Genomic DNA, 15,769 nt, shown 5'->3' on the forward strand with positions numbered 1-15,769 from the left:
TTTAGTTTGTTTGGTTCAATTTGCTATTGACATGTTCAGCTACATTACGATCATGTTCTTCCTGTGTCACTGCGTAATAGACTTTACCATCTGTAACATTTGCTACAAAGTAGAGGTTCTCACTCTTAGTTTGATTGATACTTGCTTCAATCGCGTCCTGACTTGGACTATCTACTGGGCCAGGCATCAAACCAGGTTTTGTATAAACATTGTATGGTGAATTAATCGATGTATCAATTCCAGCATCTTCTGCTAGGCTAATATTTTGGCCCAGCTTCCCTTGGGCATACAAGATTGCAATATTGCTTTGAAGTGGCATACCAAGGTTCAAACGATTGTAGAAAACACCTGCAATCAACTTACGATCTTCAGTCTTAGCACCTTCTTTTTCAACAAGTGAAGCAATGGTTAGCAATTCATTGACTGTCAAGTTTTTAGACTTGATTGCACTATAGTGCGGAGTCAAGGTCTTATCCATGGCTGCCAACATCTCATCAATCAAGCTTTCAATAGTCGTGCTTTCCTTGATGGAGTAGGTCGCTGGGAAAAGATAACCTTCCAAACGGTAACGAGCTCCACTTTCTTTCGTTGGCAAGCTTTCGAGTAGGTTTGGATATTTAGCAACTGCTTGACTGATAAAGTTGTCATCTTGAACTTTAGCCAAGAAAGCATCCGCAGTCAGAGGCTCTTTAAATTCACCTTGTAATTGGCCTACAGCTTGGGCGATTTGATCAATGGTATATCCTTCTGGAATTGTTAAATTCGCAAGCGCAGGTTCTTGAGGTTCAGGAGTGCCACCCTTTTGGAGTTCCTTTATGATATCCTCTGTACTCATGCTCTTTTGCAAGTTGTAATATCCAGCCTTCAAATCTGAATAATTCTTATATCTCGCATAAAAAGCAAAAATCACTCCGTTTTTAATCACACCAGAATTTTCAAGCGCTGAGCCAATCTCTTGGACATTGGCACCTTCTGGGATTTGAACGGTTACATATTCCTTAGAATTTGCATCAACTGGTAATAAAGATGACTGGACATACTGATAACCGAAGTAACCACCTGCCGAAATCAAGGCTAGGAAAATCAGTAGAGAAATGAGGAAAGCCTTCAGATGTGATTTTTTCTTCTTGACTGGTTTAACTGTCTCACGGCGACTACGACGTGGAATTTCAGAAGTGGCTTCAACAGCTTCCGTTTCCATAACTGGTTCTGGTTTTGTTACTTCTTTTTGAGGTTCTTTTTTAGCTTCAGTCTTATAAGAAACAGCTACTCTTGTTGGAATTACGTTGAAATCTTCTTCGACATTTTGTGGACGATTAGTCTCTGGTCCTGGAACAGGTATTGATGGACTTGCTTCAGCTGGTGAAGTTAGAACATCTTGACTAGGGTGGGTTGGGACAGCAGGAGTTTCTCTTTGAAGCTCTTCTGATGGAGAAGCTGGAACATCTTGACTAAGGTGACTAGAAGTAATCGGAGCTTCTTCTCTTGATTCAACTGCCGGTGATGCAGGCACATCTTCACTAGGATGCTGTGGAACACGTGGAGCATTATCCATAATTTTTTCAACAGCTGATAGGGATGCATTCATCACATCTTCATCAGAAATTTTTGTCTTAGGGACAGACAAAGCTGATTTTTTTTCGGCAAGCTCAGCGGCCTCTTGGCGAATCCCTTCATAATGTTTTACTTTTTCTAAATCACGTAAAATCTGCTCTTTAAAGCTTAATTTTTCGTCTTCTCTTGGCTTTTCACTCAAAAGTTTATCCTCCTCGTTGACAATCCATAATATTATATCTTAAAAACGAAAGAAAAGCAACCTAGCATGCTTTTCTAGCTTATTTTTTAGCTTCCCAGACCATATCATACCAGGTTTCCCCTGCAAAGGTTGACTGGGACTGGCCTTCATTGACAAATCCATGTTTTTCGTAGTAAGCAATGAGATAGTCATGACAGGTTAGGTTAATGCCTTCTCTTTCGTGTTTAAGAGCCAGTTCTTTCAAGGCTGTTAGCAATTTCTTACCCAGTCCTAGTCCCTGTGCCTCCTTGGCAATGGAAAGACAGGTCACAGAGATATAACCACCAGGCTCATGGCTATTGTCTTCTATCTCCTCTGTAAAGGACTGGTCCTGCAGATGGCGGTGTGGTCCAACTGGCCCTTCGATGTATCCTATGATTCTGTCTTCTTTTTCTGCAACCAGAAACGAGGTCTGAATTTCTCGCAAATGCGTCTCAAAAATCGAGCGAGGAATAGCTTCTTCAGCAGAGAAATTTTCTAGTTCGATCTCAAGAATACGATCTAAATCTTCTAATCTTGCTTTTCTAATTTTCATTGTGCCTCCAGATAAAAGGGATTAAACCAAATCATACTAAACCCTTGACTAGCTTCATAAAGCGAAGTTACTTCTTCTTCATCAATGAAACCGTTCATTTCAAAGTAAGAAAGCAGCTCATCCGGACTCTTCAAACGAATAGCTTTGTAATCCCGCTCAACCGCCACCTCTTTCAAAGCTGCAAGAAGAAGCGTTCCCAAGCCCTGTCTCTGATGGTCAGCCTCGATGACCAAAGAATGTACTTCTAGACATTGCGGATTGTGGGGCTGAGTACCACCTAGAACATAGCCCAAAAGCTGATTTTCATCCCTAGCTAGAAGAAAGGTATCCGCATACTTACGGATACTCTCTTCTAAAATATGGGAAGATTGCTGCTTTTCAGCTGGAAAAGATGAGGCTTGAAGTACCTCTATCTCAGCCAAATCAGACTTACATGCCTGAATGATTTTAATTGGAATTTCCATGGGGATAGCTTATTGAACATTACTTGTCAGGTTAGACAAGAGACGCTCGAATGAGTATTCATAGGTTTGGATGTCTCCGGCTCCCATAAAGACATAGACAGCATTATCATGGTCTAGAAGTGGGGAAACATTTTCAACAGTGATAACTTGGTGTTTCTTATTGATTTTATTGGCTAGGTCTTCTACCTTAACATCACCATGGTCTACTTCACGAGCAGATCCATAAATTTGCGCTAGATAAACAGCATCCGCTTGGTTCAAAGCGTGGGCAAATTCGTCCAATAAAGCAATGGTTCTAGTAAAGGTGTGGGGTTGGAAGACTGCTACGATTTCCTTGCTTGGGTATTTCTGACGAGCCGCATCCAAGGTTGCAATGATTTCTGTTGGATGGTGGGCAAAGTCATCGATAATCACCGTGTCATTGACAATTTTCTCAGTGAAACGACGCTTAACTCCGGCAAATGTTTTCAAGTGTTCACGCACCAAGTTCAAATCAAATCCTGCTGTGTAAAGTAGACCAATAACGGCTGTCGCATTCATGATATTGTGACGACCAAAGGTTGGAATGTGGAATTGACCCAATTCTTGACCACGGAAATGAACTGTGAAGGTTGAACCAGTTGTTGAACGAAGAAGATCGCTAGCTACAAAGTCATTGCCTTCTGCTTCAAAACCATAATAATAAATCGGAGCATCAGACGTAATCTTACGCAATTCAGCATCTTCACCGTAGATAAACAAACCTTTAGTAATTTGTTTGGCATAGTCGTTAAAGGCATTGAAAACATCCTCTAGACTTGTGAAATAATCTGGATGGTCAAAGTCAATGTTGGTGATAATAGAGTATTCTGGGTGGTAAGGCATGAAGTGACGCTCATATTCGTCAGATTCAAAGACAAAATATTTGGCATTGGCTGATCCACGACCTGTCCCATCTCCAATCAAGAAGCTAGTGTCTGTGATGTGCGACAAGACATGAGACAACATACCTGTAGTTGAAGTTTTCCCATGCGCTCCAGCTACTCCCATGCTGACAAAGTCACGCATAAAGCTACCTAGGAATTCATGATAACGTTTGTAGCGGATGCCATTTTGGTCTGCATAGGCAATTTCAACATTGTTATCTGGACGAAAGGCATTTCCAGCGATAATTTCCATATCAGGGTCCAGATTCTTTTCATCAAAAGGAAGAATGGTTATTCCTGCCTGCTCTAGGCCACGTTGAGTAAAGTAGTACTTTTCAACATCTGACCCCTGTACCTTATGCCCCATTTGGTGCAACATCAAGGCCAAGGCACTCATCCCTGATCCCTTAATTCCGATAAAATGATATGTCTTTGGCATGATTTCTCCCCTATTCCGTAATTCTTGTCAGATTCAACTCTTGGGCAACCTGACGTTCTTGTTCTTTTTGTTTATTCTTTTTATTGTAGATTTGGCTCTTCCGCAGAAAATCATAGTTGTTTTTCTTTGGATTTGAAGTTGCTTTTGACTCTGCTTGAGTCGAAATATTGCCACCCTCTTCCGCCAAGATATAATGAGACTGGGTCAATTTTTGACTATATTTGACAAATTCACCAGGGTTTTCCTTTTGGAAAGGCGCGGTAGGTTGATTGCCCTCTCTAACTAGACTTGGTTGAGAATGGCGTATTGTAGGAGTAATATCCTTAGTCAGATAACTTGCTGATCGTTTCTTTTTCAAGTCGGCACGCGCTTCTTCACGCGCCACCTCCGCATAGCTCTTTCCTTCTTTCTTAGCACCTAAACGACCCTTCTTAGGTTTCTCTACTGGCTTTTCAATCGGTTTGATTGGCTCTGCTTCAGTAATAGGGGCCCACTCCAGATAATTCTTATCACGGTATTCTCCCTTGATATTACTGATAAAGTCAGATTCATCATAGAGGTCCATAACCGGCATCTCAGTCAGCATGACCTCATCATCTGACACCAATGGAAATCGTTCTTCTCTCATTTTCTATTTCCTTTCAACACTTCATTATAGCGTATTGTCTTGATTTTTCAAGTGCTGGCTTCAGAAATTCCCAAAATTTCTCTAATTTCTGCTAGGGTCAGACTGCCACGTGACTCTGTGCCGTCCAATACTTGTGACACCAGATGTTTCTTCTGTTCTTGGAGTTCCTGAATTTTTTCTTCAATGGTTCCCTTGGTCACCAAGCGATAAACCTCAACCGTTTTTTCCTGACCCATCCGATGGGCACGGCCAATAGCTTGCGCTTCCACCGCCGGATTCCACCAAAGGTCAACCAAGATCACTGTATCAGCACCTGTCAGGTTCAGACCGACACCACCTGCCTTAAGCGAAATTAGAAAGGCATCTCTTTCCCCTTGGTTAAAGGCCTTGGTCATGTCTTGTCTTTCCTTGGCTGGGGTTGAACCTGTAATTTTAAAGGAAGTCAAGCCCAAATCAGGCAGTTCTTGTTCAATTTTCTCCAACATTCCCTTAAACTGCGAGAAAATCAATACACGGCGTCCGCCATCTGCCACCTGTACCAGCAGGTCTCGGAGACTATCTAGTTTGCCACTGGCACCCTGATAATCTTCCATAAAGAGGGCAGGGGTATCACAGATTTGACGCAAGCGCATCAAACCAGACAAGATTTCCACCCGACTTCGTTGGAATTCCTGATCTGACACTTGAGCTAGATGGTCACGCATCTGTTGCAACTGAGCTAGGTAAATAGCCTTTTGCTGGTCTTCCAGTTCATTCTTATAAACTACTTCAATCAAGTCTGGCAATTCAGTCAGAACTTCTTCTTTCTTACGCCGCATCACGAAAGGCTTGATAAACTGAGCCACGCGCTCAGCTGGCAATTTCATAAATTCTTTCTTGCTTGGCAAAAGTCCTGGCATGACGATTTGGAAAATAGACCACAACTCACCCAGATGGTTTTCAATCGGAGTTCCTGACAAGGCAAAAACTGACGGCACCACAAATTGTCTCAAGGTCTGGGCGATCTTGGTCTGGGCATTTTTCATGACCTGAGCCTCATCTAAGAAAAGGAAGTCAAAAGCTATCCCCTGATAAAGATCACTGTCCTGACGGAAGGTAGCATAGCTCGTCACATAGATTTGATGGCTCTCAGCAAGAATCTCTTCACGGCTAGCTTTCAAACCATGAACAACAGCAACATCAAACTGAGGGGCAAATTTCTTAAACTCATCTGCCCAGTTGTAAATCAAACCTGACGGAGCGATAATCAAAACCCGACTTTCTTTTGTCACTTGACTGGTCAAAAAAGCAATGGTCTGCAGGGTTTTACCAAGTCCCATATCATCAGCCAAAATCCCACCAAAACCATAATGATGAAGCATCTGCAGCCAGCCGATTCCCTTTTCCTGATAATCTCGCAAGTCAACCTTGACCTGCGTTGCTTGTCGAGGAAAGTCCTCTGGATGCGTCAAATCCTGGGCTAGATTCTGGAATTCTTGTGAAAAAGAAACACGATCTCGTCCTGTAAAGAGATGAGCTAAACTATAAGCCAAAGATTTTCGAGCCTGCAAGGCCCCATCTTTTAATTCAAACTGCCCCAGTTCCTGTAGATTTTGGCGAATGTTCTTGGTTTCTTCATCAAAAAAGTAGACTTGATTGGATGAATCAATATAAAAATCTCGATTATCAACCAAGGCCTGCATGGCTTGGTCAATTTTCTCTTGAGCAATATCTTGAAAATCAAACTGGATTTCCAAGAGACCTCCCTTAGAGCCAATCTGCACTTGAGGACTTGCTAGACTATAAAGCTCTTCTAACTTGTCTGATAGATCAACATTCCCGATTTTTTCAAAGACTGGAATGATTTCATGAAAAAAATGATAGACAGACTCCGCTTTTAATGCTTGACGCCAAGATTGGAAGTCTGCTTCAAAACCAGCTGCCAAACAGACTTGGAAAACTCTTCCTTCTAAGTCAGCATCACTCGAAAATGGTAATTCTTCTAGCTCTTGTCGGCTAGATACCTGCTTATCTCCATAATCAAACTGAATTTCTAAACGAATTCGATTATCCTCTTCCCTGTCAAAGTAAAAAGAGGGTACAAAGGATTTGATTTGTAAGCGTTCTGGAGCTGAAACGGTGCCCATCTGACTAAAAAGCGTTAAACAAGAAGCCAACTTATCTCGGTCACTGCTATCAAATTGTAGGTATTTCTTTCCATGTTGATCCAGAGGCAGCGCTTTGATTTCCTTGAGAAGACGCATCTGCTGGTCTCTTAGAAAATAAACCTGACCTTTATGGAAAAGCACAGCTCCCTGATAAAAGACATTGACCCTTGGACTCTCACTGATTTCCATTTCAAAATAATCCGAATATTCTGTTACTATAAAGGCATATAGATTGGCATCAGCATTCATATCCTGAAACAGCAGAATTTGGTAACTATCCACTTGATGGTCAAACTGAAAATGGGGCAAGGTCATCAATAAATTCACACCCTGCTCAAAAAAAGTCAGAGGGAAAAAGAGGTGCCGACCTTGATTTTGGAAAAAGAGCTCTGGAGTCAATCCTTCCTCCATCAGTCCACGCAAGAAAGTCAGAAGTTCTTGACTGGCTTCATCAAAGGCTTCCCAAGATAGAGACTCCTCATAAGTTTTTCCAATCATATAAGATTTTCTCTTCTCGACAACTTTTAAAAAGAGTGGAATATCCCGAATGACATAGTATCTTTGACTATTGAGTTGCCCGATTCTCAGCGTCCACAAGATACGATTGGTTCCTGCTTCCACTTGTCCCACAGCCGATAACTCATAGGCTCGGGCTGATTTTGGAGACAAGATTCGGTCCAAAAATTTGCCACCCAAGGTCACCTTGGTTTCAACGGCCTCTTTTTCTTCATGACCTTCTTCGAGACTCTGTAAGATTTCCTGACCACGTTCATCATTTTTTAGAAAATGCTCCAGAGCTGCCAAATGCACACAGTAGCCCCTCTTTTGGAAAAAATCGCAGGCACAAAAAACCAAATCATCCTCTAAACTATAGCGCAGTTCTTCTTCTGCAACGCGAGCGTAGAGCCGATTATTCTTTTCCTTGATGATGTCAACTTTACCAGTTTCATAAAGGGCAACGCCTTCGATACGGACTTTCCCCGGAATCAATTTAGCCATATTTATACCTTTACCTTATCTTTTTATTATACCATATTTTCCCCTATGAAAATAGCCTTCTAGGGATACTTTTCTCCTAGAAGGCTGGATTTTAAAGTTTAGCAAAAGTTGTCACAATCCGCTGACAAACTTCTTGCAATAGAGGTTTGGGCATGGCTACATTGAGGCGGGCATGGAGACTACCTTCCTCTCCAAAATCCAAACCACGGTTGAGGATAACCTTAGCTTCATTTTTCAACAGCTCTTGTAATGTTTCATCAGTCAGGTCATAGGCTGAAAAATCAAGCCAAACCAAGTAGGTTCCTTGCGGCTTCATGACCTTGATTTTAGTCTCTTTTCCAAATAAATCTACCACATAATTAATGTGGTCTTCAAAGACTTGCTTGAGCTCCTCTAACCAATCCTTCCCATAGCGATAGGCAGCTTCTGTCGCCAAATAACCCAAGCCTGAAATTTCATGCTGATTATTAGTAAGCTGGCGCTTTTGGAAAGCTAGTCTCAGCTTGGGATTTTCGATAATGGCGTAAGAATTTTTCGTTCCAGCGATGTTAAAGGTCTTGGTAGCACTGCTTAAGACGATAGCAAAATCTTTGAAGGCAGAATTGATGATATTGAAGGAATGATGTTTGTGACCAAAGAGGGCCAAATCTTGGTGAATCTCATCTGAAACCAAGAAAACACCATATTTTTGACAGAGTTGACCAATCTTCTCCAACACTTCTTTTTCCCAAACACGTCCACCAGGATTGTGAGGGTTGCAAAGAATATAGAGTTTGACATCCTCTTCCACTAAATCCTTCTCCAGTTGGTCAAAGTCAATCTCAAATAAACCATCCTTTTCCACCAAAGAATTGGTAATCAATCTACGATTGTTCAACTTGACACTACGAGCAAAAGGTGGATAAACAGGTGTGTTAATGAGCACTGCTTCACCCTCTTTGGTAAAGGCTTGAATAGCTGTTGAGATGGCTGGTACTACACCCTCAATAAAGACAAGGGCCTCTTTGTCAAAGTGGTAACCGTGTTGTGTGGCTTCCCACTTTTGAACTTCCTTAATTAACTCTTCACTGGCATAGGTATAGCCATAAACCAGTTGATCAGCGTAAGTTTGCACAGCTTGGCGGATTTCAGGCAAGACTACAAAGTCCATATCCGCTATCCAAGCTGGTAGGACCTCACTATCCGTTTCTGCTTCTTTCCATTTGTAGGTATGGTGCCCTAAACGGTTGGGCAGGCTTGTAAAATCATATTTTCCCATCTTTGTCTTATCCTTCTAAGGCTTGGCGCAAATCTGCAATCAAATCTCTAGCATCCTCAATCCCAATCGACAAACGCAAGAGGTCATCTGTCAAACCATAAGAATGGCGCACTTCTGCTGGAATATCAGCGTGAGTTTGAGTCGTTGGATAAGTAATCAGACTTTCTACCCCACCCAAACTTTCCGCAAAAGAGAAGACCTTAAGACTGTTCAAAATATGAGGAATGCGTTTTTCATCTGCTACTTTAAAGGAAATCATGCCCCCACGACCCGTGTAAAGAACTTCCTTGACTGCTGGAGAATCCTTCAAAAAGGCGACCACTTCTTGAGCATTGGCAGTTGAGCGCTCCATACGAAGAGACAAGGTCTTGAGACCACGAATCAATTGATAACTGTCAAACGGAGACAAGACTGCTCCTGTCGTATTGAGATTGTAGAAAAGCTTCTCGTATAGTTCTAAACTATTGGTCACAACCACTCCAGCCAAGACATCATTGTGGCCTGCTAGATACTTGGTTGCTGAATGAAGGACGATATCTGCTCCATCTTCAATTGGGCGTTGGTAGATAGGGCTGTAGAAGGTATTGTCCACCACCACTTTAGCACCCTTAGCCTGAGCCAATTTTGCTAGTTTTTCAATATCAAATTCCAACATCAAGGGGTTGGTTGGCGTTTCGATATAGAGGACATCCACGTCCTTCTCTAGCTCAGCAATCAACTCTTCTTCTGTATTGGCATAGGTAAAGTGGAAACGGCCTTCTTGCTCCACTTGGTTAAACCAGCGGAAAGAACCACCGTAAAGGTCACGGACAGCCAAAACCTTGCTTCCTACTGGAAAAACGCTAAAGGCCAGTACAATAGCTGACATCCCCGAGCTAGTAGCTAGAGCGTAGTCTGCTGACTCAATAGCCCCCAAGACTTCTTCAGCCTTACTACGAGTTGGGTTTTTAGTGCGCGTATAGTCAAATCCAGTAGATTTACCAAACTCTGGATGCTGATAGGTCGTTGAAAAATGAAGCGGTGTCACCAAAGCTCCTGTCGCTTCATCTGACTTAATACCCGCCTGGGCTAAAATTGTGTTAATGTGTAATTCCTTGCTCATACAATTCCTCCAAATCTATAGTAACTATTGTACCACTTATTTTGTATCCTTCGTTTTCTTGTTTTCAAGAGCTAGTTATAGTTTCAAACTATATAAAAACGATAACCTTTTCTAGAGTTATCGTTTTTTTGTTAAAAATCCTTATTTGACATGTTTTGCCAATTCTTCTTGAGCTTTTTTATTAGATTCTTCTTTTTCTTTCAACCATTTTTCTTTGGCTTTTTCGTATTCATCTTTTGTGACAATCTTATCTTGTAATTTGAGGTATTTATAGGATTCAACCCCTTTATTACCAGCCAATGAATATGGTGTTGAGAAAGGAACAATTTTTCTCAATGTTGGTGTTCCGCCTAGTGAAACATTTGGAATTGCTAGAGAGCTATCCACCAACCAGGCTTGGGCTTCAGCGTATTTGTCATAACGTTTAGCTGGATCTTGCTCCTTATTAGCTTCTTCCAACATTTGAGTGTAGACATCCAAACCAACAGCCTTAGCCTTGTCATTGGCTTCACCTGGCTCTATACCTAGATTTTGCATCAAACCACCAGAATTAACGTTAAAGACGTCAAGATAGGTTGAAGGGTCTTGATAGTCTGCGCTCCAACCACCGTTGTATAGATCGTAATCTTTCTGAGCAGCAGTTTGAGCCAAATAGCTTGAATTATCAAAGTCTTCAGTAGAGAGCTGGTGAACATCAATCACAACATTATCTGAACCCAAGACAGATTCAATTGATTGTTTCATGGAATTAATCCCTTGAATCTCTGCCTTATTGGTCAAATCTACAGTTTTATCTAAGTGAATAGGGAATTGGACTCCTTGGGCTTGGAGTTCTTTCTTAGCTTCTGCAAATTTAGACTTGGCTTTTTCTGGATTGTAGTATGGATCCTGAGCATCCGCAAAGTTGATTCCTTGCCATTCCTTACCATAGTTGACCATCTTAGACGCAACTACTTCACCAAAGTCTTTTCCATTGATACTTACGAAGCTTGGAGGAACGACTAGGTTACGCAAAATCTTAGTTGCACCATCCTCTCCTTGAGATTGAGCCCCATAAGCTGTACGGTCATAGGCAAAGTTAATGGCTTGACGGAAGTTTTTATTAAGAACCGCTTCCTGAGTCGATTGCTTTTCAGCATCACTTGTCTTGGAAGTGAAGTTATAAGATTTTCTATCTAGGTTAAAGTTTAAGAAGTAAGATGTAGCATCTTGCATGCTATAGATGATATTGTCCTTATGCTTTTCTTTAATTCCTTCAAAGCTTGAACTATTTGGATAGAGACGGGCAAAACTATAAACACCTTCGCTAAAGTTACGAGCTAGTGCATCTTGGTCATTACCATCATAATAGGCCAATTTCACATCATCTACAAAGACATTTTTAGCATCCCAGTAGTTAGGATTTTTCTTGTATTCGATGACCGATTTTGAAACAAAGGATTTCATCAAGAAAGGTCCATTATACAAAATGCTAGATGGATCTATTTTCCCAAAATCATCTCCCTTTGATTTCAAGAAATCTGCATTGACTGGGAAGAGAATAGTTGACGTTGTTTTTGAGTTCCAGTAAGATTCTGGTCGTGTCAAGGTATATTGAACGGTTTGATCATCTAGAGCTTTAACTCCGACAGTTGAAAAGTCTGTAGTTTTTCCACTAACATAGTCAGCCAAACCAGCAACAGAATCTTGCACTAAGTACAAGGCTTCTGATTTTTTATCCGCCGCATATTTCAAACCTGTAACAAAATCTTGGGCAGTTACAGGAGCATATTCTTCCTCTTCTGAAGTATACCACTTCATATCCTTACGAAGTTTGTAGGTATAGGTCAAACCATCCTGAGAAACACTCCAATCCTCTGCTAAGGATGGAATGTAGTTACCGTATTGATCATTTTCCATGAGACCATCTACCAGATTAGTCACAATATCATTGGTCGTTGCACGGTTTTCTGCTAGATAGTTTAAACTAGACGGATCGCTAGAATAAACATAATTGTATGTTTTTGACCCTGTGCTGGAATTTCCACACGCGCTTAATAAAATACCTGCGCCTAACACGATACCTGCAAGTGTTGCATACTTGATCTTAGACTTTTTCATCTCCAGAACCTCCTGATTTAAATATTTGTCTTATTATACAACTTGAGTTTTATTTAGTCAATAGTTTTTTAAGTAAAATTTAAGAACAATTAAATTACTATCTACAAATTATAAAAAATATAATACAAATTAATAAAAAAGAGAATAATCTAATCATTTCATGATAGAAATGTTCAAATTATCCCTTTTATTTATAAATATTTTTTAAGTTAACTTTAATTTGATTCGTAAGCGATCTGCTTGAGCTTTTCCAATCACCTTATCCAACAAACGAGTACGGAGACTCATGACTCCATAAACACCCCCACCCATGGCACCGACAAGGGCTACATATAGAAAACTCCACAAACGTCCACTTGGTTGGAAGACAAATCCTAAAATCCACTGGAATGTCCCAACTACTAGAAACATGAAAATAGTTAACAAACTGATTAAAATGGTTCGTTTCAAAATCACCTTGCGCTTAACACCAGTTACCTTGCAAATATCCCGATACATCAAGACATTAGGAATAATGAGACCGATTGTAGTAGAAATCAAAGGTCCATAACTGTGGAAGAGAGCGATGGTTGGCAGTTGCAAGACCAGTTTGGCAATGGAACCATAGATAAAATAGAGAACTGCCTTACGATTTCGAAACATAGCTTGAAGCATTGGAGACAAGACCATATACAAACCTAAAATAGTAGACTGCAAAACTGCGAAGACAAACAAGCCCATAGCCAAACTATCCGGCTTGCCATAGAAGACTGTATAAAGAGGTTCTCCTACCATGACCACTCCAACCGTTGCTGGAAGTAAGAATAAGAAGAGCATGGTAATACTATCTTGCACTAAACGAGCAGCTGCTGGCAAATCCCCCTTGACATAGTTCTCTGTCAAGAGAGGCAAACCTACACTACCAATCGAAACTCCAACAGAAATCAAAATCATAGTGATTTTATTAGGATTGGCAGAGAAATAAGAAAACATGACAATTAAGTCTTCATTACTGTAGCTGCTAAACCACTTCATGCTATTGATAAAGGTATTTTGGTCCAAGATTTGGAAAAGCTGAATAGCCGAACCAGTCAGGATAAATGGAATAGCCTCCTTAATTGTATCCATTAACAGGTGTTTGCTATCAATCTTATCTCGTGTTTCAAAGACCTTTTGAAGCATTCCTTCTTGATAGAGGAAATAAAGCAAGACTGCGAAACTAGCCACCATTCCCACAAAGGCTGCAAAGGTAGACTGGGTGACTGCTGTTAGATAGTCTCCCGAACCAAGCTTCATGATGATAAAGGTTGCTAGAAGCATCCAGATAACTCGGATAACTTGCTCAGCGATTTGACTCATGGCGTAAGGCTTGAGATTATTCATCCCTTGGAAAAATCCACGGATAACACTCATAGACGGGAATATCAAGACAGCCCAAGCTAGACTTTGCATAATGGGAATAAGCTCCTTACCAACACCAGAAAGATCTGCCAACCAAGGGGCAAAGAGGTATAAGACCAAAGCAAAGACAAGACCTAGTCCAGTCATAAAGCCCAGGAAACTCCGAATCAGAGCAAAACTATGCTCTTCTTCTTGCATGGTATTATACTTGGCAACCTGCTTTGCGACTGCAACAGGGATACCTGCTGTCGAAACCAACAAGAACCAAGCATAGATATTGTAACCCATAGTAAAGAGACCATTTGCCTTAGCCGCATAAGACCCCATCCAGATATACCAAGGGATGATGTAAATGGCCCCGAGCAGGCGGCTGATAAAGTTACTAGCCGTTAGCCAAGCAGTTCCCCGTAACATCTGAGCCTGCTGGTGATTGTTTTCGTTAGACATAGATTCCTCATTTAATTTTAATAACTAGGAAAAACTCCTCATCTTCCATTATAAACTTTTCCTTGTCACTTGTAAATTTACGACTTTCGGTTTACAATAGAAAGTATGATAAAGATTGAAAACGTATTAGATATTTTAAAGAAAGATGATCTCTTCCGTGAGATTATCGATCAAGGACATTACCACTACAACTACAGCGATGTTATTTTTGACAGCATCAGTTACGATAGCCGAAAAACACAAGAAAATAGCCTCTTTTTTGCAAAAGGAGCTGCCTTTAAAAAAGAATTTATCCTTTCGGCAATCGCACAAGGACTTGGTTGGTATGTAGCGGAACAGGACTATGAAGTAGGCATTCCCGTTATTGTCGTTAGCGATATAAAGAAAGCCATGAGTTTGATCGCCATGGAGTTTTATGGTAACCCTCAGGAGAAACTTAAAATTCTTGCTTTCACTGGTACTAAAGGAAAAACTACGGCAGCTTACTTTGCTTACAACATCTTAAATCAAAAACACCGTCTAGCTATGTTGTCAACAATGAACACTACCTTGGATGGTAAGACTTTCTTTAAATCTGCTCTGACAACTCCTGAAAGTATTGACCTTTTTGACATGATGGCCCAGGCTGTTGATAATGGAAGAACCCACCTCATCATGGAAGTATCCAGTCAAGCCTACTTGGTCAAGCGAGTCTACGGTCTAACCTTTGATGTAGGAGTTTTTCTCAATATCAGTCCTGACCATATTGGTCCTATTGAACATCCAACCTTTGAAGACTACTTCTACCACAAGCGTCTCTTGATGAAAAATAGCCGAGCAGTTGTCATTAATAGCGATATGGACCACTTCTCTGTTCTAAAAGAACAAGTTGAGAACCAAGAGCATGACTTTTACGGTAGCCAGTCGAGTAACCAAATCGAGAACTCCAAAGCCTTTAGCTTCTCAGCTACGGGTAAACTCGCTGGAGATTATGATATTCAACTCATTGGACACTTCAACCAAGAAAATGCAGTCGCTGCTGGACTTGCCTGCCTTCGTTTAGGTGCTAGTCTTGAAGATATCAAAAAAGGGATTGCTACTACTCGTGTTCCGGGACGTATGGAAGTTCTCACTCAGAAAAATGGCGCAAAAGTTTTCATTGACTACGCCCACAATGGTGACAGTCTGAAAAAACTAATCTCTGTGGTTGAAACACATCAGACAGGAAAAATTGCTCTAGTACTTGGTTCAACTGGAAATAAGGGAGAAAATCGTCGTAAGGACTTTGGCTTCCTCCTCAATCAGCACCCTGAAATTCAAGTCTTTCTAACGGCTGATGATCCAAACCACGAAGATCCAATGGCTATTGCAGATGAAATCAGTAGCTACATCAACCATCCTGTTGAGAAGATTGCCGACCGTGAGCAAGCTATCAAGGCTGCAATGTCTGTTACAGATCAAGAACTGGATGCTGTGATAATTGCTGGTAAGGGAGCCGACTGCTACCAAATCGTTCACGGCAAGAAAGAAGCCTATCCAGGAGATGCAGCTGTCGCAGAAAATTATTTATAAGATAAAAAAATCAAGGGAA

At 41.1% G+C, this 15,769-nt stretch carries 11 protein-coding genes; 1 reads left to right on the top strand and 10 read right to left on the bottom strand.

Going from position 1 to position 15,769, the window contains the following annotated elements; all coding sequences use genetic code 11:
• Position 1 precedes the first annotated feature (1 nt).
• From mltG to D2908_RS08680, 10 genes are all read right to left on the bottom strand, one after another.
• A complete protein-coding gene (gene mltG / locus D2908_RS08635; protein WP_117306396.1) occupies positions 2 to 1,756 on the bottom strand; it encodes an endolytic transglycosylase MltG in 1,755 nt (584 codons plus the stop codon).
• Positions 1,757 to 1,835: 79 nt separating this feature from the next.
• On the bottom strand, positions 1,836 to 2,330 hold the full coding sequence (locus D2908_RS08640) for a GNAT family N-acetyltransferase (RefSeq protein ID WP_117306398.1): 495 nt from the start codon (positions 2,328 to 2,330) through the stop codon (positions 1,836 to 1,838).
• Complete coding sequence (locus D2908_RS08645) at positions 2,327 to 2,794, bottom strand: GNAT family N-acetyltransferase (protein WP_117306400.1); 468 nt, start codon at positions 2,792 to 2,794, stop codon at positions 2,327 to 2,329. The genes D2908_RS08640 and D2908_RS08645 overlap by 4 nt, the downstream gene beginning before the upstream one ends.
• 9 nt (positions 2,795 to 2,803) lie before the next feature.
• The gene (murC, locus tag D2908_RS08650; RefSeq protein ID WP_117306402.1) at positions 2,804 to 4,138 is read right to left on the bottom strand and encodes a UDP-N-acetylmuramate--L-alanine ligase; all 1,335 of its coding nucleotides are present in this window, start codon (positions 4,136 to 4,138) and stop codon (positions 2,804 to 2,806) included.
• A gap of 10 nt (positions 4,139 to 4,148) precedes the next feature.
• A complete protein-coding gene (locus tag D2908_RS08655) occupies positions 4,149 to 4,766 on the bottom strand; it encodes a cystathionine gamma-synthase (protein ID WP_117306404.1) in 618 nt (205 codons plus the stop codon).
• 47 nt (positions 4,767 to 4,813) lie between these two features.
• A complete protein-coding gene (locus tag D2908_RS08660) occupies positions 4,814 to 7,912 on the bottom strand; it encodes a DEAD/DEAH box helicase (RefSeq protein ID WP_117306406.1) in 3,099 nt (1,032 codons plus the stop codon).
• Positions 7,913 to 8,003: 91 nt separating this feature from the next.
• Positions 8,004 to 9,170 (bottom strand): MalY/PatB family protein, encoded by a 1,167-nt coding sequence (locus D2908_RS08665; RefSeq protein WP_117306407.1) that lies wholly within the window; start codon positions 9,168 to 9,170, stop codon positions 8,004 to 8,006.
• Between the two features lie 7 nt (positions 9,171 to 9,177).
• On the bottom strand, positions 9,178 to 10,272 hold the full coding sequence (locus D2908_RS08670; protein ID WP_117306409.1) for a cystathionine gamma-synthase: 1,095 nt from the start codon (positions 10,270 to 10,272) through the stop codon (positions 9,178 to 9,180).
• 141 nt (positions 10,273 to 10,413) lie between these two features.
• Positions 10,414 to 12,372, bottom strand: coding sequence for a peptide ABC transporter substrate-binding protein (locus tag D2908_RS08675; protein WP_117306411.1), 1,959 nt, complete (start codon positions 12,370 to 12,372; stop codon positions 10,414 to 10,416).
• Positions 12,373 to 12,576: 204 nt separating this feature from the next.
• A complete protein-coding gene (locus D2908_RS08680; RefSeq protein ID WP_117306413.1) occupies positions 12,577 to 14,199 on the bottom strand; it encodes a polysaccharide biosynthesis protein in 1,623 nt (540 codons plus the stop codon).
• Between the two features lie 105 nt (positions 14,200 to 14,304).
• On the opposite strand from D2908_RS08680, the gene D2908_RS08685 reads away from it, so the two are divergent.
• Positions 14,305 to 15,750: a UDP-N-acetylmuramoyl-L-alanyl-D-glutamate--L-lysine ligase gene (locus D2908_RS08685; RefSeq protein ID WP_117306415.1), complete on the top strand. Its 1,446-nt coding sequence runs from the start codon at positions 14,305 to 14,307 to the stop codon at positions 15,748 to 15,750.
• The last annotated feature ends 19 nt before the right edge of the window (positions 15,751 to 15,769 follow it).

Source organism: Streptococcus sp. LQJ-218 (genome assembly GCF_003428885.1).
Taxonomy (GTDB): Bacteria; Bacillota; Bacilli; order Lactobacillales; family Streptococcaceae; genus Streptococcus.

Bases quoted from the DNA above. Each gene is read 5' to 3' on its own strand.
- D2908_RS08670 (WP_117306409.1), bottom strand. From the start codon at position 10,272: ATGAGCAAGGAATTACACATTAACACAATTTTAGCCCAGGCGGGTATT.
- D2908_RS08675 (WP_117306411.1), bottom strand. From the start codon at position 12,372: ATGAAAAAGTCTAAGATCAAGTATGCAACACTTGCAGGTATCGTGTTA.
- D2908_RS08685 (WP_117306415.1), top strand. From the start codon at position 14,305: ATGATAAAGATTGAAAACGTATTAGATATTTTAAAGAAAGATGATCTC.
- D2908_RS08680 (WP_117306413.1), bottom strand. From the start codon at position 14,199: ATGTCTAACGAAAACAATCACCAGCAGGCTCAGATGTTACGGGGAACT.
- D2908_RS08655 (WP_117306404.1), bottom strand. From the start codon at position 4,766: ATGAGAGAAGAACGATTTCCATTGGTGTCAGATGATGAGGTCATGCTG.
- D2908_RS08640 (WP_117306398.1), bottom strand. From the start codon at position 2,330: ATGAAAATTAGAAAAGCAAGATTAGAAGATTTAGATCGTATTCTTGAG.
- D2908_RS08665 (WP_117306407.1), bottom strand. From the start codon at position 9,170: ATGGGAAAATATGATTTTACAAGCCTGCCCAACCGTTTAGGGCACCAT.
- murC (WP_117306402.1), bottom strand. From the start codon at position 4,138: ATGCCAAAGACATATCATTTTATCGGAATTAAGGGATCAGGGATGAGT.
- D2908_RS08645 (WP_117306400.1), bottom strand. From the start codon at position 2,794: ATGGAAATTCCAATTAAAATCATTCAGGCATGTAAGTCTGATTTGGCT.
- D2908_RS08660 (WP_117306406.1), bottom strand. From the start codon at position 7,912: ATGGCTAAATTGATTCCGGGGAAAGTCCGTATCGAAGGCGTTGCCCTT.